At 38.9% G+C, this 23,528-nt stretch carries 15 protein-coding genes and 1 pseudogene; 8 read left to right on the top strand and 8 right to left on the bottom strand.

Annotated elements, in window-relative coordinates; translation table 11 throughout:
* The 8 genes from ABIQ28_RS08170 to ABIQ28_RS08135 all read left to right on the top strand — a co-directional run.
* Positions 1-2,531: SusC/RagA family TonB-linked outer membrane protein (locus tag ABIQ28_RS08170; RefSeq protein WP_348036398.1), on the top strand; the 2,531-nt coding region annotated here is incomplete at its 5' end.
* Positions 2,532-2,562: 31 nt separating this feature from the next.
* The gene (locus ABIQ28_RS08165) at positions 2,563-4,161 is read left to right on the top strand and encodes a RagB/SusD family nutrient uptake outer membrane protein (RefSeq protein ID WP_348036397.1); all 1,599 of its coding nucleotides are present in this window, start codon (positions 2,563-2,565) and stop codon (positions 4,159-4,161) included.
* 103 nt (positions 4,162-4,264) lie between these two features.
* Positions 4,265-5,611: a SusE domain-containing protein gene (locus ABIQ28_RS08160; RefSeq protein ID WP_348036396.1), complete on the top strand. Its 1,347-nt coding sequence runs from the start codon at positions 4,265-4,267 to the stop codon at positions 5,609-5,611.
* 142 nt (positions 5,612-5,753) lie between these two features.
* Positions 5,754-8,645 carry an alpha-amylase family glycosyl hydrolase gene (locus tag ABIQ28_RS08155; RefSeq protein ID WP_348036395.1) on the top strand — a complete coding sequence of 964 codons (2,892 nt, stop codon included), beginning with the start codon at positions 5,754-5,756 and terminating at the stop codon, positions 8,643-8,645.
* A gap of 352 nt (positions 8,646-8,997) precedes the next feature.
* Entirely contained in the window at positions 8,998-9,417 is a 420-nt protein-coding gene (locus ABIQ28_RS08150) for an MbcA/ParS/Xre antitoxin family protein (RefSeq protein WP_348036394.1), read from the top strand.
* A gap of 2 nt (positions 9,418-9,419) precedes the next feature.
* The gene (locus ABIQ28_RS08145) at positions 9,420-9,872 is read left to right on the top strand and encodes an RES family NAD+ phosphorylase (protein ID WP_348036393.1); all 453 of its coding nucleotides are present in this window, start codon (positions 9,420-9,422) and stop codon (positions 9,870-9,872) included.
* 236 nt (positions 9,873-10,108) lie between these two features.
* Positions 10,109-10,240: a hypothetical protein gene (locus ABIQ28_RS08140; RefSeq protein WP_348036392.1), complete on the top strand. Its 132-nt coding sequence runs from the start codon at positions 10,109-10,111 to the stop codon at positions 10,238-10,240.
* Positions 10,241-10,613: 373 nt separating this feature from the next.
* Positions 10,614-10,817 carry a hypothetical protein gene (locus ABIQ28_RS08135; protein ID WP_348036391.1) on the top strand — a complete coding sequence of 68 codons (204 nt, stop codon included), beginning with the start codon at positions 10,614-10,616 and terminating at the stop codon, positions 10,815-10,817.
* A gap of 93 nt (positions 10,818-10,910) precedes the next feature.
* On the opposite strand, the gene ABIQ28_RS08130 is transcribed toward ABIQ28_RS08135, so the two are convergent.
* The 8 genes and pseudogenes from ABIQ28_RS08130 to ABIQ28_RS08095 form a co-directional block, all read right to left on the bottom strand.
* Positions 10,911-11,555 carry an SDR family NAD(P)-dependent oxidoreductase gene (locus ABIQ28_RS08130; protein WP_348036390.1) on the bottom strand — a complete coding sequence of 215 codons (645 nt, stop codon included), beginning with the start codon at positions 11,553-11,555 and terminating at the stop codon, positions 10,911-10,913.
* Between the two features lie 169 nt (positions 11,556-11,724).
* A complete protein-coding gene (locus ABIQ28_RS08125; protein ID WP_348036389.1) occupies positions 11,725-12,087 on the bottom strand; it encodes a DUF488 domain-containing protein in 363 nt (120 codons plus the stop codon).
* A gap of 5 nt (positions 12,088-12,092) precedes the next feature.
* The gene (locus tag ABIQ28_RS08120) at positions 12,093-12,761 is read right to left on the bottom strand and encodes a flavodoxin reductase (RefSeq protein ID WP_348036388.1); all 669 of its coding nucleotides are present in this window, start codon (positions 12,759-12,761) and stop codon (positions 12,093-12,095) included.
* Between the two features lie 611 nt (positions 12,762-13,372).
* Positions 13,373-16,147 carry an aconitate hydratase AcnA gene (gene acnA / locus ABIQ28_RS08115; protein WP_348036387.1) on the bottom strand — a complete coding sequence of 925 codons (2,775 nt, stop codon included), beginning with the start codon at positions 16,145-16,147 and terminating at the stop codon, positions 13,373-13,375.
* A gap of 741 nt (positions 16,148-16,888) precedes the next feature.
* A complete protein-coding gene (locus ABIQ28_RS08110; protein ID WP_348036386.1) occupies positions 16,889-18,253 on the bottom strand; it encodes a DUF3472 domain-containing protein in 1,365 nt (454 codons plus the stop codon).
* A 380-nt stretch (positions 18,254-18,633) separates the two neighbouring features.
* Complete coding sequence (locus tag ABIQ28_RS08105; protein WP_348036385.1) at positions 18,634-20,229, bottom strand: RagB/SusD family nutrient uptake outer membrane protein; 1,596 nt, start codon at positions 20,227-20,229, stop codon at positions 18,634-18,636.
* A gap of 13 nt (positions 20,230-20,242) precedes the next feature.
* Complete coding sequence (locus ABIQ28_RS08100) at positions 20,243-23,356, bottom strand: TonB-dependent receptor (protein ID WP_348036384.1); 3,114 nt, start codon at positions 23,354-23,356, stop codon at positions 20,243-20,245.
* Between the two features lie 37 nt (positions 23,357-23,393).
* Positions 23,394-23,528, bottom strand: a pseudogene (locus ABIQ28_RS08095) (gfo/Idh/MocA family oxidoreductase); the annotation flags it as partial.

Below are 23,528 nucleotides of genomic sequence, written 5' to 3'. Positions count from 1 at the left end.
GCGAAAAAGAATTTAACCAAGGAGCCATCGTTTCACCAGAACAGTTATTGTCTGGTAAGTCTGCTGGGGTTCGCATCACCTCCGGTGGTGGAGATCCAGGTGGAGGGTCTGAAATCAGAATTAGAGGGGGCGCTTCTTTATCGGCCAATAACTCCCCGTTAATTGTGATCGATGGCTTACCATTGGACCAGCGTGGCGTTCAAGGGGTAAGAAATCAGCTCAACGCCATAAATCCCAATGACATTGAGGATTTTGTGGTTTTAAAAGATGCTTCTGCAACGGCCATTTATGGCTCAAGAGCCTCCAACGGTGTTATTTTGATTACAACCAAAAAAGGAAAAGCCAACACTCCTTTTAAAGTAGAATATGACTTAAAAGCATCTGTTGCACAAGTCAATGATTTTGTGGATGTATTATCTGCGGATGAGTTTAGAGCTATTGCAGTAACTGATTCTAATTTTAAAGCCAGCTTGTTAGGAGATTCTAAAACCGATTGGCAAAAGAAAATTTACCAAACTGCGGCTGGTGCCATTCATAACATTACAATTTCTCAAGGCTTTGACACCTTTAACTTTCGTGCAAATATCAACCACACCGCACAACAAGGCGTTTTAATTGGCGATTTATATGAGCGAAACTCCATTAACCTTTCAGCGGTTAAACGTCTTTTGGACAATAATCTGAAACTGACCTTAACTACCAAGGGTATTTTAGACGATAATAAATTTGCTGATCATGGTGCTATTGGAGCCGCTGTAGGATTTGATCCCACTCATCAAGTGTACAATCCTGACGGATCATTTTTTCAATATGTAGGTCAAAATTTAGCTTTGGTTAATCCTGTATTTACCTTGCTTAATAATAACAACAGAGCTCGCAACAAAAGAAACATCACCAACTTTAATATCGATTATAACCTCCCGTTTTTGGAAGGCTTGAAATTTAATTTGAATGCAGGTCTCGACTATTCTGAATTATCAGGCAAGCAATATAGCAAGGCCAGTCCTTCAAAACCTGGAAGTTTTAATTATGAAAATTTTTATGATGGCATGAATAGAAACACCTTGTTAGATTTCTATTTCAATTATAAAACAAAATTGGAGTCCATTAATACAGCTATCGATTTAACTGCTGGACACTCTTACCAAGAATTTTACATCAAATCTGATCGTCGTGAAACAGAAACCTCAGGAAGCTTGGTATCACGTCCAACTATTATAAATAGAAATGCCTTAGAATCTTACTTTGCACGTGCAAGCTTTGATTTTGATAACAAGTATTTATTATCATTGACCATTAGACGTGACGGTTCTTCTCGTTTTGGACCAAACAACCGATGGAGTAATTTCCCTGGAGTTTCTGCAGGATGGAAATTGACCAATGAAGAATTTTTACAAAACTCATTCTTCTCAAATTTAAAACTGAGAGCAGGTTGGGGTAAAACAGGACAACAAGAGATTGGTCAAAACTATGGCTACTTAGGTGTTTATACGCCTGGTAGATCGGATGCGAGTGTACAATTTGGTTACTTAAACGGTGTGCCTCAATATATCAACACCCTGCGTCCTGAAGAATTTGACGAAAACCTGAAATGGGAAGAAACTTCTCAATATAACCTAGCCTTAGATTTTGGATTCTTTAATGAGCGCTTAACCGGTACTGTGGATGCTTATTACAGAGAAACCAACGATTTATTGGCAACCATTCCAACCGCTGCTGGATCGAACCTTTCCGATTTATTGACCACAAACGTGGGGTCTGTTTTAAGTAAAGGTATTGAGTTCAGCTTAAGTGGCGATATAGCACGTTCAGAAAACTTTAATTGGAACCTGGGCTTTAACGTTACCTTACAAGAAAACAAAATCACGAAACTGTCCTTAGGCGATGATCCCAACTTTTTAATTGGCCAAGGTGATATTAGTGGTGGTGTCGGTAATAATATTCAATTGTGGAAAGAAGGTTTAGATCCTTCAACATTTTATGTGTTCAGACAAGTTTATGACACGGCCGGAAAACCAATAGAAGGCGCTTATGTGGATGTTAATGGGGATAACCAAATCACAGAAGCCGACAAGCAAGCTTATAAAAAAGCGTCGCCTGATGCCTACGCCGGATTTACCAATACTTTAAGTTACAAAAACTTAGATTTCAGTTTTACATTTAGGGGAAGTTTTGGAAATTACATGTATAACAACGTGGCTTCAGATAGAGGAAACATCACTACAGTTAATGATGCACCAGGTCAGTATTATGTCAATGCGCATTCAAGTGTGTTAGACACCAAATTCAAAAAACAAAATCTATTTTCTGATTATTATATCGAAAGAGCTGATTTCGTGAAATTGGATAACGTATCTCTCGGGTATTTAATTCCTGGTGAAAAGATCAACTTGAGAATGTCGTTAACGGCAACCAATTTATTTACCATAACAAAATACGATGGTTTAGATCCTGAAATTTCTAACGGTATAGATAACAATTTCTATCCAAGACCGCAAACTTTTGTATTAGGACTAAACTTTACATTCTAATATCATGACTACTAACATTAAATACAATGCTATGTTAAGAACACTAAAAATCATCTTTATCGCCTTCACGGTGGTGCTTTTTGCACAATCCTGTGAGAGCAATTTAGATTTGCAGCCTGAAGACAATCGTCTTACAGCGGATGCTGCCTTTGAAGAACCCGGAGCCTATAAAGCTTTTTTAGCTAAACTATACGCAGGCCTCTCTTTAAGCGGCCAGGAAGGTCCAGCGGGAAACCCCGATTTATCTGGACTGGACGAAGGCTTTTCCAACTATCTACGTTTGTATTGGTCCATGCAAGAATTGACCACCGATGAAGCTATTATTGGCTGGAATGACGGCACAATCAAAGATTTACATGCGCAAACATGGACTTCAGGTAACGAGTTTATCCGTACCATGTACAGCAGATTACTTTATCAAGTGGCTTTGATCAATGAGTTTATGCGCCAAACTACTGATTCCAAACTGGATGCTCGTGGTGTAGAAGCCAGCCTTCGTACTGACATCCAAAAGTACCGATCAGAAGCACGTTTTCTGAGAGCTTTGACCTATTGGCATGCGATGGATTTATTTGGAAACGTTCCTTTTGTTACAGAAGAAGATCCAATCGGCGCCTTCTTGCCTGAGCAAATACAACGTGCAGATCTTTTTACCTATGTGGAAAAAGAATTGCTCGATATTGAAAATGACATTATAGCGGCAAGACAAAATGAATACGGAAGAGCTGATCAGGCTGCGGTTTGGATGTTGCTTTCTAAACTTTATCTGAACGCCGAAGTCTATACAGGCTCAGGGCGTTATGCTGATGTGATCACCTATACTACGAAAGTGATAGGATCAGGATACAGCATCTCGTCAAACCCTTATTCCCATTTGTTTTTAGCGGATAATGATACTAATGGATCGCAATCAGAAGTTATTTTCCCTATTACTTTTGATGGCTTGCGCACCCAATCTTTTGGTGGGATGACCTTCATCATTCACGCTGCAGTGGGTGGTAGCATGGTTCCTGCTGAATATGGCGTCAACGGCGGATGGGCTGGTCTTAGGACGACGTCAACATTGGTTGAGCAGTTCCCAGGAGAAGCGAACTCTGCCGATGGAAGAGCCTTATTTCACACCGATGGTCAAACAAAGAACATTAATAACACCTCAACATTTACCCAAGGTTACGCAGTAAAAAAGTTTAGAAATGTGGATGTCAATGGTGTTGCCGGTTCTGATCCTACTGGCGATTTTCCGGATACGGATTTCCCGATGTTCAGATTGGCTGACACCTATCTTATGTATGCAGAAGCATTTGTTAGAGGCGGCGGCGGTTCTGCAGCCGATGCGGTAACTTACATCAACCAACTCAGAGCAAGAGCTTATGGCAATGCATCTGGTAATATCAATCAGGCCAACTTGACGCTGGATTTTATTCTGTCTGAGCGTTCAAGAGAATTATTTTGGGAAGCACATCGAAGAACCGATTTGATCCGTTTTGGTCAGTTTTCCGATCAGGGCATTTGGCCATGGAAAGGAAATGTACCTCAGGGCGCAACAACCAGCGCTTTCAGAAATCTCATGCCTTTACCTGCAACCGATTTAGGCATCAACACCAACTTACAACAAAACCAAGGATATTAAAAACCACGAAGACATGAAACGAGCTTGATAAAGATTTCAACTTCTAAGCGGATCTTCAATAGCGAATAGCATGTGACCATTAAATAACAATAAATCTAAACACATGAAAAATTTTAAAATACTAAGCTTATTTCTTTTGGCCATGATCGGGCTAAATTCTTGCCAAACTGACGACGACGTAGTTTTCATAGCTCAAGAACCTGACGGATTTGTTTTAACAAATACAATATTGCCAGAATACATTTTAACATCTTCTACAGGAAGCAACCTTGGTGAGCGTTTTACATGGAACAGCGCTGATTTTGGTGTTCAAACTAATATTTCCTATGATTTGCAACGCTCCATTTTGGGTGACTTTAGTGATGCCGTATTAGTAGGAACAACCTCTAGTAATGAAATTGCCATGACTATCGGTCAAATGATGGCGGTTGCCACAGAAGCTGGCTTGGATGCAAATCCTACAACTCCAGCGCCAAATACGGGAGCATTTTCAGTTAGAATTCGTGCGTATGTTGGCGATGGCGGTAGCGCAACCCAAATATTTACGGAGGCCAAAACCATTTCAGTAGTACTCCAAGAAGCACAAACAGGTGGTAGCGGCATTACGGAATCTACATGGGGGATTGTTGGAAGTGGTTATAATGACTGGGGAGATGGCGGACCTGATGCTAAATTTTACTCCACCTCAACTTCAAATGTATTTGTTTCTTATGTGACTTTACTTACTGGCGAAATCAAATTCCGTGAAAACAGTGATTGGGGCAACAACTTTGGCGATACTGGCGTTGACGGGATTCTTGATGCTGGCGGAGATAATATTGCTGTTACGCAAGGCAACTATAAAATCACTATGAACCTCAATGAAAATACGTATACTATCGAAAAATTCTCATGGGGTGTTGTAGGTTCTGGCTATAATAATTGGGGAGATAACGGTCCGGATGCTAAATTCTATTATGACTATCTAACCGACACCTTCAAAGTAGGCGTCCGCTTGATTGCTGGAGAAATCAAATTCAGAAAAAATAACACGTGGGGAGGAGATCTTGGAGACAATGGCGCTGATGGCACTTTAGAAGAAGGGGGAGACAATATTGCCGTAACTGCAGGACACTATGCCATTACTTTAGATTTGAACTCTAACAAATATACTATCGAAGCTGCTGACATCTGGGGTATGGTTGGTTCAGGATATAACGACTGGGGAGACGGCGGTCCTGATTTCGCCTTAACTGAAGTGCATCCAAATATTTGGATGGGAGACATCGCCACTTTCATAGATGGGGAAGTTAAATTCAGACTAAATAACTCATGGGATACTAATCTTGGTGATGATGGTGCTAATGGCTCATTAGAAGCCGGCGGTGCAAACATTGCCGTGGTTGCTGGAAAGTATCGCATATTCATGGATCTTACTGACAACACCTATAAGTTTTATAAATTACAATAAATGGTGTACTATAAAAAAGGGCTGTTAGTTTATGACAGCCCTTTTTAATTTTAAGCAAAAATGAATAATATCATGACTAAGCTTTATCAATTGCAGACCGTTTTTTTGAGGTTCTGAAACACGAATTCAATCCTATAGACACATGAAGAATCTCTACCTTAAATTACTTTTTTTAATTCCGCTTTTTTCGCTCGCCCAAAAGCAAACTGTGACCTATTCAGTGTCGCCTTCTCCCTTTGAAGAAAACCAGAATATTACTGTCACTTTTAATGGCAACACTATTAATGAATCCGCATGGGGAGTAACCAATAACGAACTGTACTTATGGTCATGGTCCTATGACCTCAATCTTAGCAATCAACAGGACTGCCCTACCAATGGGAGTTGGGAGGTCTCCAGTGAAGCTAACAAACTGACCTATAACACTAACACTGACACCTATAGTATTTCCTTTACACCATCAACCTTTTATAACAGAACTGGTTTAGGACGAATCGGATTTTTACTTAAAGCGAAAGATGGTACTGGCGATAAAAAATCGCAAGACATTAATGTGGACGTTGGCACATTTCAAGTGGCTTTAAGCCAACCTGTCAACGGATCCACTACCGTGATCAACTCTGGAGGCAGCTTGAGCATTACCGCACAAAATACGGGAGGCAACGCTTCTTATGTATTGAAAGAAGTAGGTAATGCCACCGCTATCAATTCGCAAGCTAACATCTCCAACTATGCTTTTACACATTCCAATATTACAAAAAACACCAATTACTTATTAGAAGTCACTTTAGACGGAAGTACCATTACTAAAAAATTCACTGTAATAGTAGATCCAGGATCAAACACAGCGATTATGCCTACTACCTATCAAGATGGTATTACGTATTTGAGTACAACGGAAGCAGTTTTGGTACTTTATGCTACTGGCAAAGATTTTGTTTACGTCGCTGGAAGTTTTAATAATTGGCAACCAGACGCCACTTATGCTATGAAGAAAGATCCCACACGAAACAATAAATTTTGGATCAGATTATCAGGATTAACCCCCGGTAAAATAGAAACCTATCAATATTGGGTCGTGGATAAAACGCCGCTGGCAAACTCTCCATCCCTTGTAAAAACGGCCGATCCGTATTCAACCTTGGTACTATCACCTTTTGATGATCCTGGTATTCCTGCGTCGACCTACCCTAACCTCCCTCCGTATCCTGCTGGACAAGAAAGAGAAGTGACGGTTTTACAAACAGGCCAAACACCTTATAATTGGAAAGTTCCCAATTTCACTAAACCTCAAAAAGAGGATTTAGTGGTCTATGAAGTTTTGATCAGGGATTTTGATGTCAATCGTAATTTTCAGGATTTAATTGACAAGATCGATTATTTCAAAAAACTAAATATCAATGCGATCGAATTATTACCAGTCATGGAGTTTGAAGGCAATGAAAGCTGGGGCTACAACACCGCTTTTCATATGGCTTTGGACAAATTTTATGGCACCGAAAACAAGCTCAAAGAATTTATTGACCTCTGTCATCAAAACGGGATTGCCGTCATATTAGACGTGGCACTCAACCATGCTTTTGGCAGAAATCCAATGGTGCGCATGTGGATGAATGATCCCGACGGCGATGGTTGGGGCAATCCAAGTTCTGAAAACCCATACTTCAATACCACCCCAAGACATACTTATAACGTAGGCTCTGATTTTAACCATTCCAATCCAAGGACTCAAGATTACGTGAAACGTGTGGTAAAACACTGGATCGAAGAGTTTAAAATTGATGGTTTCCGTTGGGATCTGACCAAAGGCTTTACGCAAAACTGTACGGAAAACGATGAAAGTTGCACCAACGCTTATCAAGCGGACCGTGTTAAAATTTTAAAAGATTATGCCGATTATTCTTGGTCGTTGGATCCGACACATTATATTATTTTCGAGCATTTAGGTTCAGAAAACGAAGAAAAAGAATGGGCCAACTACAAGTACAATGAAGGTAAAGGCATCATGATGTGGGGCAACATGAACCATGCTTATAACCAATTGACCATGGGATACACCGCTAATATAAGCGGCATTGGTCATAAATCAAGACCTCAATTTTTAGGGCCTCGTGTTATGGGTTACGCTGAAAGCCATGATGAAGAGCGTTTGATGTATAAAATTCTTCAATATGGAAACAGTACAAACAGTGCTCATGATGTGAAAGATTTGAATACAGCATTGTCAAGGATGTCCGCTTTGGGTGCCGTGACCTTGACCGTTCCAGGCCCGAAAATGATCTGGCATTTTGGCGAATTGGGCATGCAAAACTCCATCTTTACCTGCAATAATGGAACAATAAATATACCAGACGATCCCATAGATAAAGGTGGTGATGCTGGCAACCCGACAGGCGACTGCAAATTGGACACCAAACCGCAACCCCAATGGACACAAAACTGGACGGGCGATACGCACCGAAATAAAATTTATAACGATTGGGCGCGCATGATCGCACTGAAAACCAGTGAACCAGTTTTTAAAGGTGATTATACAATGACCTCCAATAACCTGACACCATCCATCGCCATTTTTGATACGACCTTACCAGCGAGCAGCCTCAATAGAGTGATTGTTTTAGCAAATTTTGATGTCACTTCAAAAACGATGAATACGACCATTCCAACCGGACAAACCTGGTATGATTTGATGGACGCCACAGGAAACACCACTTATAACATGGCGACGGTAAACATTCCTGCAGGTCAGTTTCGAATTTTCGGAAATGCGGCTGCAACGTTAAGCACGAACACCTTTGAAGATATTTCAAGTTTCGCCATTTATCCGAATCCTGTGAACAAAACTTTTAAAATCAACAAAGAAGTGAGTGCACTTAAAATTTATGACTTAACCGGAAAACATATCAAATCGTTTAAAGGCACTTTTACGCCCTCGGATAGTTTTGACATTTCTGATTTGAACCAAAGCATCTATCTCATAAAAGTTGAAAATAAGAATGGACAGGTGTTGACTTCAAAGTTGATCAAGCTTTAGTCTAGCTGATATTTTCTAATCAAAAGGAGCTTCTCAGAAATGAGAAGCTTTTTTTAATAGTGTCAGTCATCACGAGGCACGAAGCCATCTCATCAATTAAACAGCTATTATTAATTTAGAATAAAAAACAATAATATTTACACCTGCTGTTATGGGCGCTTTGGCCAACAATTTCGATGTTGTATGGAAGAAACCACCTGTTGTTAGAAACCATATGAAACTACTTAAACTGTGTAGACATCCAAAATATATTATCCATTTTAATATTGATTTAGCAAGTCAGTCATTGTTAAAAACGTAGTTTTACGTTATTCATGAAGAACATTTACGTAAATTTAATAAAATTTAGGACATGGAAACAACAAACGATATCATTAAAGACATTCCGGCAAACATTTCAGACAGTCAAGTCATTACTTTTTTACATTCGGAAAAACTAGGCACTAAGCAGGTCAAAATTTTCAAGGCCTTAACGCATTCAACTGACAAAGTGATTTCTGAATGGTTTGAAGTTAGTGAAAAAACCTTTCAAAGTTATCGGAGTTCTAAAGCTAAATTGAACATTAATTTTAAAGAAAAACTAGTTCTACTTTTCTCCTTATACAAACAAGGAGAACGCGTTTTTGGCTCCCAAGAAGCCTTTAATGAATGGTTGGAAAAGCCAAACTTTCATTTCAATGAAACCCGACCTGTTGACTTTTTCAAAACAATTTCGGGAATTAGATATATTGAAGACCGATTAACAGGAATTGAATATGGTGATAATGCCTAAATATGGAAGTATTTCGCATTTCACATAAAAATTATTCGAAAGTATTATCAAGTTCAGGAGTAGCAAACAGATGGAATTTAGATGGAGAATTCGTTATTTACGCAGGCTGTTCGAGGTCGTTATCAACATTAGAGCTTGTTGTTCATCGCAATTCCATAAACAAAATTCCAGATTATGAAGTTATGATACTATCTATAGCTGATGAAGAGGATTTATATGAGCAAATTGCGATAAAAGAGCTACCACCAAATTGGCGTTCGTTTGAAGCTTATTACAAACTACAACTTATTGGTTCCGATTGGTATAAAGAAAAGCGCACTTTAGTCTTAAAAGTGCCTTCTGCCGTAATTTCACAAGAATATAATTACATCATTAACACCAAACACCCCCTATTTCTTGAGAAAGTCGCCTTAGTAAGAAATGAAGATTATTTTTTTGACGAGAGGTTATTTTGAATAAAACTCATCGGTTGAGCAGTGTTGATCCACTATTAGTCATTATTGGTGTTTTCCACTATCAACTCCAATTATCTTCAAAACTCATTCGGTTTTTCATCTTTAGAGCAGCCGTCATGGCGAGGCACGAAGCCATCTCACCAATTAAACAGCTATTATTACTAAATTTATTTAAATGAGTATTTTGCTATAACTACTTACATGAGTAAATAGTTATAGCAAACATCAATTCCTCAATGAAAAAACCCGTTGGGTTCTCCAATAATAATAATAATAATAATAATAATAAGCGCTTGGAAGTGATCACCAATCTTATAAAAACTTCCAAAACAATGTTCTACACCCGAAAAACACTTACAGAGATTTAATGTATGTTAGTAGGGAAATAATGGGATCTGTATAATTTGAAAAATGACAAAACAAAACATAAATTTTTTTATTTTAATACTACTGAGTGGAACGATTTTAAATTGCGCTTCCTTTTCCAAAAAAACTTCAGACAAGATCTTGACCATTTAAAAGATTCAAATCTTACGAACTTGAATGGCATGTATTCTTTCCATCATTTAAAAAAATACCAAAACCAAAGCAAATGAAACACCTATAATCAAACTCAGGATTCATTGCGATATAATAATGCCTACGATTTTATAATAAATCAAGATTTAAATAAAAAGCTAGCATTGACCTCTTTTCAATCCATAGAAAATCAATGTTAAGCCAATCTCTATCTTGAAAAATATGTTTTATTTAAATAATAATTTTATAAGCTGCAACGGAATTCCATTTCTCTTTGGAGGTTGCGTAAATGATAAAAGAAGAATTGGCCTGACTAAAGATGACAAACTCCTTATCAATGCAGGTTTCAGTAATAAAGGCGCTGTTTTACTGGTAATGGGCGCTGGATATAATTATAATGAGTCTTTTGAATACACACGGAAATAAGAGCTCATTAAATAGCTAAGGAATTCCATTTAAAAAAAAAGACTGTATCTGATCAACTAAAAGATTTTTTAAAACTTAAAAACCACGTTAATTTCAATGCTTTATTTCTACTTCTGATCGGTTTTCTTGAAGTTGCCAAAATATATCTGCTAGGATTTTTGGAGAATGCGTTGAACTGTCTTCCTTAATCTGATCGCATATTGTAACTATTCCTACGTAGATATTTTTACTTTTCAATGTCTCATTTAATTGAAATGCCAAATTCCGCAAGGCTGCTTTTCCCAAACATACCGAACCTAATTCGGGATTTGGATTAATGGCAAGTCCGCCGCCAGTCAATAAAACGGTGCCTTGATTTTCTTTCAGGTCTTCATAAACCGTTTGTACAGCGAACAGAGCGTTTATTACGGAAACCTTTAAATCGTCAAGAAGCACCTCCGTTGTTTCGTCCATTATATTTTTCCGTTTCAAAACCGCAGCATTATAGACTAAGGTATTGACTTTCCCCATTTTCTCGCGAAGATTCTGAAGCGCTTTAGCGATCTGTTTCTTGTCACTAGCATCAGCGATTGCGCAGAAAGCGGTGATGCCCATATTTTTCAGACCGGCAACTTCGCGTTCTAATTTTTCGGAATTACGACTGATAAGGCCCACTCTAAACCCTTCTTTTCCAAATTTTTCTGCTATTCCTTTGCTAAGTCCTGGACCTGCTCCGATTATTATTAAATTTTTTGACATTTGATAAGTATAGGCTTTGTCACCATCCGCTTAAAGCTAGTGACGCTGAAATTTATAATTGAAAGCTTTCTGAATTTAGTTTGTTTTTATGTTTCTCCAAACCCTCAAAAAACAGTCCTCAGATTTAAGACTATGACAGCAAAAAATCCGAGGGAAAATAATCGGAGGCTCAACTGTTATCTAGAAAACCGTCCAAAACCTCTTTAAGCACCACCGCCTGATTGAACTTGGTGTCCTTTGCGCCATAGAGTAAAGTCACTGTCTTGTCTTTAGTTTTTTCAAAAAGGCGTTTTAAATCGTCAGTGCTGTTTTTAAGTTCTTTTTTGTACTTCAGTGAGAAGTCTTCAAACTTATCTGGGTCGTGATCAAACCACTTCCGAAGTTCGGTGGAAGGTGCTAAATCCTTGTTCCACTCCTCTAATTTGGCTTCTTCTTTTGAAACGCCACGAGGCCAAATCCTGTCCACTAAAATCCGATAGCCATCACTTGATGAAGGATCCTCATATACCCGCTTTATTTGGATTGTTTTCATGAGATTTAAAATACTTCTTCCACAAATTGTTCCTTCTTGACATTTAAATTGGCCAACATCTTTTCTACCGCTTCCATCATGGGTGGCGGACCGCAGATATAAAATGATTTGTCATAAGCAAGTCCGCAGGTTTTTAAAAAATCTTCTGTGACACGCCCATGCGCAACACCTTCTATGGTTTCATCAGAAAGAATATTGATAAAATTACTACCTAACATCTCCCTAAATTCCTTTTCAAGAATAATATCGCCTTTGGTTTTATTGGAGAATATGAGTTTATTGCTTCCCAATTTTCCTTGCTTTTTTAAATTTCTAAAAATCGAAATAAAAGGCGTTATACCAGCGCCACCAGCGATAAATGTGCCTTCTTCCTTATAAGCAATGGCCCCAAAAACATCATTAACAATCAGATGATCTCCAGCTTTTAAAGACAGTAGCTCATTGGTTACGCCTTTGTGCGACGGATAGGTTTTGATCATAAACTCCAGATAATGATCTTCTGGAAGACAGGTAAAAGTAAAGGGGCGCCCCTCATTTTCCCATCCTAATTTATCCAAGAAAATTTCTGTCGCCTGCCCTGGCTCAAAGTCCATTCCTTCAGGTTTCTCGACTACAATATGCAACACGTCATGCGTGGCATGTTCAATCGATTTTATGGTTACTTGATTTTTCATAGCTTCGCTATATTCTTTATTATTATTTCTATTTTTTATTGGCTTGAACTATTCTCTATTGTTATTCTTTATTTATTATTGGGATGCGCTGTTTGTAAAGCATCTACGCGATTAGAGTTTAAAGCTCTGATATAGGATACAAAATATTTGATATTTCTTATTACTATTTTTTATTGGAACGGACTCTTTGAACAATGTAGAGCAGTTCACAATTAAACATTAAAAATAATAGGTCGCTCTTCAAGTTCATTTTCGATTTCAATTTGAAGTTCAAGCTCAACTTCACTCGCTAAAACTTCATCATTCGTTATTCAACATTCGTTATTGGATATTTGCTATTTTTTATTACTATTATTTATTGGCATCGGCGATTCATACAAAGTATCGTCTTTTACATTTAAATCCAGCCTATGTTAAAGTGCCAAACGAACAGTTAAGTTTAAAATAGCCAGAACTCAACTTCGATTTCTTAACCCAATATTTCATCATTCGGTTTTCAACATTCGATATTCGTCATTCTCAGACACTTCTAAAATTCAGAAATCATCAATCTTCAACCCGCCCATACCGAAAAGCCACGTTCGGGCGGGTCAACAACCTCCAATCCTCTTCTAATCCAAAAACTGTCGCAGCACATATTGAAGAATCCCACCATTTCGATAATATTCAATATCTATAAGGGAATCCAATCGCGCAATCGCTTTGAATTTAATTTCTTTACCCTTTGCGTTTGTTGCACTCACATCTACCAATTTATGTGGTGTCAAGCCTTCAGAAATTCCTGAAATAGCAAAAACCTCTGTACCGTCCAATCCTAATTTCTCCGCCGTATCGCCTTCTTGATATTGTAAGGGCAAAACCCCAAGACCTACCAAATTACTTCTGTGAATACGTTCGTAACTCTCCGCCAAAACGGCTTTTACTCCTAGCAAAAACGTGCCTTTCGCAGCCCAATCTCGTGAGGAGCCACTTCCATATTCTTTACCAGTCAGCACCACTAAAGGTGTATGATCTTGTTGATATTTAACTGCGGCGTCATAAACCGTCATTTCTTCTCCAGAAGGCAAATAGGTCGTAAAACCACCTTCTTGTTTGGCCAATTTGTTTTTGATACGCACGTTGGCAAACGTCCCACGCACCATGACCTCATCATTTCCTCGTCGACTGCCATAGGAGTTGAACTCTTCTTTCTTAACGCCTTGACTGATTAAATACTGTCCGGCTGCAGAATGCTCATTAAAAGATCCCGCTGGGGAAATATGATCGGTCGTAATACTGTCTCCCAATACTAAAAGGGCACGTGCATGTTCAATGTTTTGAAGTGGTGCCGCTTGGTCTGAAATATTTTTAAAGAAGGGTATTTCCTTGATATAAGTAGAGCTATCATCCCATTCATATAAACTGCCTTTTGGAATCTCCAAATTTCTCCAAATCTCATTCCCATCAAAAATTTCGGAATAGTTTTTATCAAAATCTTTTGGCGAAAGCACCTCTTTAAGAACCGCATTAATTTCATCATCGGTGGGCCAAATGTCCTTTAAGTATACGGGCATTTGATTTTTATCGCGACTGATGGGGTCATTAATCAAATCAATATCCACGCGACCTGCAATGGCAAAAGCCACCACTAACATGGGCGACATCAAATAATTCATTTTTACCTGCGGATGGACACGCGCTTCAAAATTACGGTTTCCAGAAAGCACCGAACAGACCACGAGTTCATGTTCATCGACCGCCTTGGCAATGGCGGGTGGCAACGGACCAGAATTTCCGATACACGAGGTGCAGCCGTAACCCACTAAATGGAACTGTAAGGCTTCCAAATCTTTGAGTAAATCCGCTTTGATCAAATAATCCGTCACAACTTTTGAGCCTGGCGCCAAAGAGGTTTTTACCCAAGGCTTGACGTCAATACCACGTTCTCTTGCTTTTTTAGCGACCAATCCGGCACCAACCATCACAAACGGATTTGAGGTATTGGTACAAGATGTAATGGCAGCAATCACAACAGAACCATCGGAGATTGAAAATTTTTGCTCGCCCTTATCAATCCAAACCGTTTTAAGTCCGTTTTGTTCCTTGGTTTCAATTTTTGTGTCTTCCGACAGTTCTTTCGGCGGCGGAGTCGGTTGATTGCCACCTTCATTCTTCCATCGGATGACGGAGTCTCGATCTTCATGTTCTATATATTCACGTTCAAAAGAAGTGCTCAGCAAATCAATGAACTTCGGCTTGAAATTCTTTAAAAGGATTTTATCCTGCGGACGTTTTGGCCCTGCAACGGTCGGTTCAATTTTGGAAACATCCAATTCCACAACTTCCGTATAATTAATGCGATCCTCATGCTCACGCCATAACATATTGGCTTTACAATAGGTTTCGACTAAGTTAATCTGCTCTTCTGAGCGATTACTTTCCCGCATGTACTTCAATGTTTTATCATCAATAGGGAAATAGGTAATCGTACATCCAAACTCAGGCGACATATTACCAATGGTCGCTCTATCTGGCACCGATAAATGATCCAGACCTGGGCCAAAAACCTCAACAAATTTGCCGACTACGCCTTGTTTTCGTAAGACATTGGCAATGGTCAACACCAAGTCGGTCGCGGTGGAACCTAAAGGCAATTTCCCGGTCAGCTTCAATCCGAGGACTTCTGGCATGATAAAATAAAGGGGTTGCCCCAAAATAGCGGCTTCGGCTTCAATCCCACCAACGCCCCAAGCGACCACTCCAATCCCGTTAACCATGGGCGTGTGACTATCCGTGCCTACCAAAGTATCTGGAAATAGCATGCCGTCGCGTGCAATCACGCCTTTTGAAAAGTATTCTAGATTGACTTGATGGCAAATCCCCATTCCTGGCGGAACCACGCTAAAATTATCAAAGGATTGTTGCGCCCATTTTAAAAATTGGTAGCGCTCTATATTACGTTTATATTCTTCTTCCATATTCCGCTGATAGGAATATTCGGTGCCAAAATAATCCACTTGAACGGAGTGATCGATGACCAAATCGACCGGCACCAATGGATTAATCGTATTTGGATCTTTCCCTTTTCGGGCCACCTCAGCCCGAAGTGCAGCAATGTCAACGACCGCTGGAACACCCGTAAAATCCTGCATCAACACCCGCGCAGGTTTAAAAGGAATATCTTTATCGACGCCTTTCGGCTTCCAATTAATTAGAGTCTCAATATTTTCTTTGGTAACGGAGAAGTCGTCAAAATTGCGCAACACATTCTCCAAAAGAATCCGGATGGAAAATGGTAGTTTATCAATTTGATAACCTTGACGAGAGAGTTCTTCGAGACTATAATAATCATAGTTTTTACCATTTACAGTGATTTGCTTTTTAGTTTTAAAAGGATCATTTGCCATGCCGATATGTTTTTATGTTAGCTATTCTATTTGTAAAATCAGTAGGTAAGTTGGGAGCTCGCTGATATTCAAAAAAATAATTGGACAACGCCAATCATAGAAAATTGAAATAAATAATGAGTTTATATTTTCAGGAAGATGAGGCCACTTCCTACCTCAATATTAAAAACACGCTATTTCAAAAGGTCAGTATTTTTATTTGAGTCCTTTAAAGTTACGGATTTTATCAAACTAAATGCGTCCTATCCCTATAAAAATGAGCGACATCGATAGCCAATAACCAATGAAATATAGAAATGACTAACCTATTTTAGGTATCGCAAAGCGATTAAAAACAAAACCTCTTTTCTCTTACACTTACATGTCCCGAGCTAAAACTCGAGGTTATTAATGGTGGAGTTTTGAATACCCATCTTCTTCAGTTGGGGGTTAGAAAAAACAATATAAAAGGCTTTAGCCCTTTAATAATCTAGACTTCATACCCCGAGCTAAAGCTCACGGTTATTGATGGCCGTGTTTGAAATAAACCCAATTTAGATGAGGATCATGGAAAAAAAAAGCAAAAGTCTCTGAGAATCCAGCTCAGAGATTTTGCTTCTACTAATAATCAAATAAAAAATAAAAAAATTAGGCAATAAATATTGATGAATGGACTTCCTGGGAAACTGAGCTCACTGAAATCATCATGGCAAAGATTTAATCGCCATCAGATATTTTAAACTTTGTTACGCAGTTAACCTATCACTTGTTGGGCACTTCCAATTTTGAAAAATCAATTGACGGCGGATTTCCATTTGCTGTTCTTGTAAACTCGGTATCAATTGGCGTGGTTTCATTAAAAAAGCCACAATTCTCCATAAAGAATTCATTACCAAGCGCACCGCCAGCATAATCTAATCGCGATTCTTTGCGAGCCGTGGCATCTGCCGTAAATTTGGCTTTCGTCAATTCTACCCATTGTTTATCTGTGGTATAGACCCATTGATTATTATAATTGGCTTTTCGCGAAAGGTTCCCAGTTGAAGGCACAAAATTTTCCAAAAACGAATATAGTTTTTCCAAATTCCGGCTGCCTTGTGGCCTTCTGAAACTTGCGATAAGATGCCATTGATTATCTTCAGGTGTGAAAAAATATGCGGTATAATCGGTTGAATTATTTACAGCTGGCACACCTTTCAATAAGAACTTATAGGAGGTGCCGGCCTTCCAATCATACACCTTGTAGCTTTGTCCTCCGGAACCTTCATTTCCGAACTCTCCGGTTTTAACGCTCTCGCCTTTACCTTTTAAAATTATTTTATAATCGTCAGGAATCTCTTTGGGATCTTGAGTATCAAACGGACTCCAAACTGAAAACAGAATGCGACGCTCAGTCTCAGAATTGACCTGAATCCCGAAATAACCATCTTTAAAGCCATTCGCCATAAAGTACGATCCGATGACATCTTCGCCTTCTGGAACATTGATTTCGTTATAAAAATATTCGATTTCTCGTTCCTTAGGCAATTCATAAGTTAAATGCACGGATGGACCACGACGACCAAAATAAAAATCATCTTTTATAAAATAGATGTTGCCTTTTGTAGCTGGACCACCGATTAAAAAAGCATCAATATCTGCAAAAACAGCACCCTCCTTATCGAAGCCTTGCATTTCAATAGTTTGATATCCTGGTGAAACAATATTAAATTCCCCTATAAAAACCTCCTTCCCATCAGATTTTTCAATAGCAAATTCTTTGGTATCATTACCTAAAGAAACTTTAATTTTAAAAGGTTTGTCAAAGGCGCTTAATTTGAGACCTAAATTAATTTTACCGATATTTTCCGTTTTAAAATAGGTTTTAATTACGGTGGTAGGATTTGACCAATTTCTGATGCCATTTTGAGTAATTATTATATTATTGGATTCAACATTATTGGTTACCCAACTATTGCCATTAGATGGTATTTCAAAGGAAAATGATTCTGCTGACTGAATACTTACTTCCTCCAAATTTTTCTGATTCTTCCAGGCATCACAAGAACTCAACGTACTCATCATTAAGGCTGACAAAATGATTGTGGAAGGACTAAGAAGTCTGCTTTTTATTTTTTTTACTCTCATTTATTTTTAAAAAATTATATTTTTTGTGACAATTTGTACACTTATATTTCTTTATCCATCGCTCCGATTAACGTGTGATGCTCTTGGTCATGATAAATCAATCCTAAAAACAGTTTTACCACAGTCCACATGTTAGAGCGTATTCATCTGCATATTTTCTTGAATTGCCCTTTAGTCTATGCACTTAGCTTAGTGTATTATAAAAACTCTCCATTAAAACATCCCTTGATGACTGAGCAAATTTCCCCTTAATAACGAATCTCAAAATACCCGCAATTTATTAAACAAATAAATCCCGTCAACCAATCAATGTGTTAACGGGATAAATTGTTTATTCAAACTATAAAATTGCCTCTTTAAGTTTGCTGCTATTTAGACAACTAGTAACCCGGGTTATTAGGGGTCAAGCTTGGGTTTTTGTCAATTGCCCCTTGTGGGATAGGCAAGAGATTGTTTTTAGGAGCTACGAATTCTCTGCTTTCAATCAAGTTAGCTGGTAGCGTTAACGACACATTATAATCGCCATTTGGCTGTGTAGTTGCTAAAACAGTTCCTCTTTTGGTTCCCATTAAGTTCCCGTTAAGTACATCAGTTGCAATGTTCCAACGGATGATGTCATCTCTACGTAAACCTTCCATGGCAAACTCCACACGACGTTCGTTTCTTAATAGCGTTCTCAAGCTCGCTTGGTCAGCATATTTAGCCTTATTAACCGCAGGCATTCCCGCTCTTAATCTTATGGCATCTAAAGCATCATAAACTTCACTATCAATTTGACCTAATTCGATTTTTGCTTCTGCAATGGTTAAAAGTACCTCAGCATATCTAAAGATATAGATGTCATTGCCCATGTTCCAGTAAGGAGAACTTGGATTAAGATCTAAAAACGTGGTGTACTTTTTAAAGTTATAACCTGTTTTTGAAGCGTTATCAGCTTTGTTATAATAATCTGGGCTTGTGTCTTCAACAGAACGGTACACTTTATTTGCATATACTTGACCAGGATAAACTACTGAAGCTCTCAATCGTGGATCTCTGTTGACGTATGGATTGTTTGGGTCATATTCTCCAGAAGCTTCCGCTTCCTGAATAGTTTTACCATCTGCCATCTCAAAAGCGTCCACTAAGGATTGTGTTGGAACTACAGAAGACCAACCACCAAGACCGTTTGGCATAAATGGTGTAAAATCGAGAGAGTAGTTATCTGCTACATGTTGTACCGATAAAATAACCTCCGCATTCTGCTCATTGGCTGGATCAAAAAGACCTTCAAAAGTACTGTTTAATGAATAGCCAGAGATGTTTTTGGCCGTTGACAAGGCCTTGTCATAATCTTTAAAGTAAAGATAATAACGCATTAAAAGTGCTTGTGCAGCGCCTTTGGTAGCTTTACCATATTCGCCACCAGAATAAGCATCTGGCAACATGCCAATCACGGCATTCAGTTCGGTTTCAATAAACGTGCGAATCACTTCTTGTGAATCTCTTGGCACTTTAGCTTCTTCAGGTGTAGCAAAGTTTTGAGTTATTAATGGCACATTACCATAACTTGTGGTAAGGATATAGTATTTATAAGCACGAATAAAACGAACTTGAGCCTTATAAATTTCTCGATCTGCTTCTGACACGGCAGTAGCGTTATCCACATTGGCTAAAAACTCGTTACATCTGTTGATGGTTCCAAAACCGTAGTAGGAAGCGCCTGCATCGGCCGCTGAAAGTTTACCATTTCCAATGTTTGTCCAGCCTTCCCAAGGGAAGTTATTGTAGGCGTTATCTGATCCAGCATCACGATACATAAGATCTCCTCCACTGGCGAAGCCGTTATAACAACCCGTCAAAGCTAAATCTAAATCTTTCTTTGATTTCCAAAAAGTGGTCGGCGAAAGCGCGTCATTGGGTGCTGTATCTAGGAAAGAATCGTCACAAGCGCTAAAGGCAACCACGATTCCTAATAAGTATATTAATTTTTTCATCTTGTACTATATATTAAAAAGTTAAATTAACTCCGATTGAATTCGTCATCACAACAGGATAGCTACTACCACGTCCTGATGGTGCTTCTGGATCCCATCCTTTAAGATAATTACTTATCGTAAACAGGTTTTGAGCACTGTAATAAAATCTTAGTTTTTTAATGCCCCAATTGTCTAAAGTTTCACTTGGAATGGTGTAACCTAACTGCAAATTCTTCATTCTTAAATAGTCTGTGCTTCTTAACCAGTAACTTGTGGTTGAATTTTGAGGCATACTTGGGCCATTAATGCCGTCAATAAGACGAGGCACGCTAGTGTTTGGATTTTCTGGAGTCCAACGGTCTAACCAAATAGCTGATGGTTTTTGACCATCACCGTTAACGCCACCAATGGCGTCAAAATCCATATAACCTTTACCTCCTGTGGCACCTTGGAATAGGGCTTGTAAATCAAAATTCATAAACCCTACACTCATATTGATACCAAAGTTGAAGTTAGGTGTTGAATTTCCTAACAACACGCGGTCGTCAGCATCCACTTTACCATCACCGTTGGTGTCTACGTAACGTAAGTCGCCCGGTTTGATTTGGTTACCGTAAATGGTGTTCTTTGGATAAGCGTCAATGTCCGCTTGGCTTTGGTGTAAACCGTCAGTTTTATAGCCGTACCAAGAGTCAAGAGACTCTCCTAATCTACGTATTTGGCGTCCACTAATTATTTGAGTGGTACCAGCTAATTGCACCAGTTCGTTTTGGTTATAAGCCATATTTCCACCAAAGCTGAAATCTACCTCGCCAAAAGTATCTCTGTAGTTTGCACTCACCTCAATACCCTTGTTGTCTAACTTTCCTACGTTGTCAAAAAAGTTACCTAAAGCGAATTCATTTGGCGCAGGAACTTGCATGATAATGCCTTCCGTTTCTTTTTTATAAAGATCAATGGTCAAATCTATTTTACTAAATAAACGGGCGTCAATTCCAATTCCATAACTGGTTGTTTTCTCCCAGATTAATGCCGCATTTTTTGCATTTGTCACTGCCGCTCCTGGTTGGATGGTGCTGTTGAAAGGATAATTTTGTCCAAGTCCTAAAGTAGGAATGGTAGGATAGTAATCGTTTAATGCATCTTGGTTACCCAATTGTCCCCATGACGCTCTCACTTTCAAATCGTTGATTGCATTTTTAGCGCCTTCAAAGAACGCTTCTTCAGAAATTCTCCATCCTGCAGAGAATGATGGGAATACACCCACTCTGTTATCTTCAGCAAAACGAGAAGAAGCATCTGATCTTACGTTAGCTTCAAATAAATAGCGTCCCATATAATCGTAATTGATACGTCCAAAAAATGACACCATATTCAATTCACGGGTGTACCCACTATTTCTCATCCCACTAGAAGAACCAGCATCTAAATTAGGTAGTTCAGTGCTAGGGAAATTTTCGCGATAAGCTGTGGTTTGTTTAAAATCATAGGACTCAGCGTGATAGCCGGCAAGAACTGCAATATTGTGCACATCATTGAAGGATTTGAAATAGTTGGCTGTTAAATCAAATGTGTTACGGGTAGAGTTATTTATAATTTCAGTCAACTTTGTCGGCCCGTGATATTTATTAGGATTATATTGAAGTTCCTTATTCATTTCTGAATTTGCATCATTCACATTCCTGTGAGAAACTAAGGCTTTAACGTTCAGGCCTTCAATAATGTCCACTTGTACCGACCCAATCCCTACAAATGTTTTGCGTAAATAGTTGACTTGAGGACCAAGATCCATCCAGGCAATTGGGTTACCATCTGAAATGGTACTGTAAGTACCATCTTCATTTTTGTAAGGAATCCACGGTGCAATTCTGTTGGTTTGTCTGATAATTTGGTCTAATCCTCCACCTACATAAGGGTTGTTTGGTGCTTCACGATCCATTTGGGTATAAGACAAATTCATATTGGTGGTCAACCACTTTTTAGGTGTAACGGTAAGATTTAAACGCGCGTTATACTCGTTTTTACCAGTATGCTGAATAACACCTTCTTGTTTTTGATGGTTGACAGAAGCACGGTATTTCGTGTATTCTGAACCGCCAGAAACACCTAGATTATTAGTAATAAGGAAACCTGAACCTTGGTATAAAAGATCTAACCAATCGGTGTTAGGGTGGCCAAATGGATCTGTACCATTTCTGAAAAGTTCTATGTCAGCATCCGTAAATTTTGGTGCTTTGCCATTATTAACGAGAGCTTCGTTGTATAAACGGGCATAATCATACGATCCTAAATACTCAGGCAATTGTGTTGGCGATTGCCAGCCCACATCGGTAGTGTAATTTACGGTAGGTTCTCCAGATTTACCAGTTTTTGTAGTGATTAAGATCACACCATTGGCCGCTTTTGAACCGTAAATAGCCGCTGATGCCGCATCTTTAAGTACAGAAATACTAGCGATGTCATTGGCTTGCACGTCGTTTAACGAGCCTTCCACACCGTCAATCAAAACCATAGGCGACGCTTGGTTTAGAGTACCTGTACCACGAATACGGATGTTCCCACCGTCAGCGCCAGGCTGACCTGTTTGTTGATTTACGGAAACTCCTGGTAATAATCCGGCAAGTCCTGCAGAGACGTTGGTAATAGGTCTGCTTTCAAGCATTTCCCCACTTACAGTTGCCACAGACCCGGTAAGATTGACCTTTTTCTGAGTACCATATCCTACAATAACCACCTCATCCAAAGCAGAGGCGCTTTCTTCGAGTTGTACGTTGATGGTTGATTGGCTATTAACAGCAATTTCCTTAGTGGTAAAACCCATATAAGAAATCACTAGGGTTGCATTGGCATTGGCTACTGAAAGCGTAAAGTTACCGTCAAAATCGGTTTGCACACCATTGGTGGTGCCTTTTTCAACAACACTAGCTCCAGGTAATCCTGCCCCGTAGTTATCAGTAACATTTCCTTTTATTTCATGCTGTGGCTTAATGGGAGATTCCCCAATGATTACAATATCTGCACTGTTTGAGTATACATGAGTGGAAGAAAGACTGAATACTGAAGTGCAAAAGAGAAATATAAACGTTCTCAATTGATAGAGTTCTTTCCGTTTATGGAAGGAGTTTTTGGTGGTTTGTATTTTCATAAATTGATATGTTAATTAATTTTCATGGTTATTTATTTTAATAGGTATCCTTAATCCAATTGTAAGGCTTGCGTTTCACCCACATGCCTCTTGTAAAATCTGGAATTTCCTGAGGTGCTCCATTATTTTCTATAGACGCTTCCGATAGTGGCGTGATTGCACTCCATGCTGC

Source organism: Gelidibacter sp. (assembly GCF_039916245.1).
In the GTDB taxonomy this organism is placed as follows: Bacteria; Bacteroidota; Bacteroidia; order Flavobacteriales; family Flavobacteriaceae; genus Gelidibacter.
This window is presented reverse-complemented; position numbering and strand designations above follow the sequence as displayed.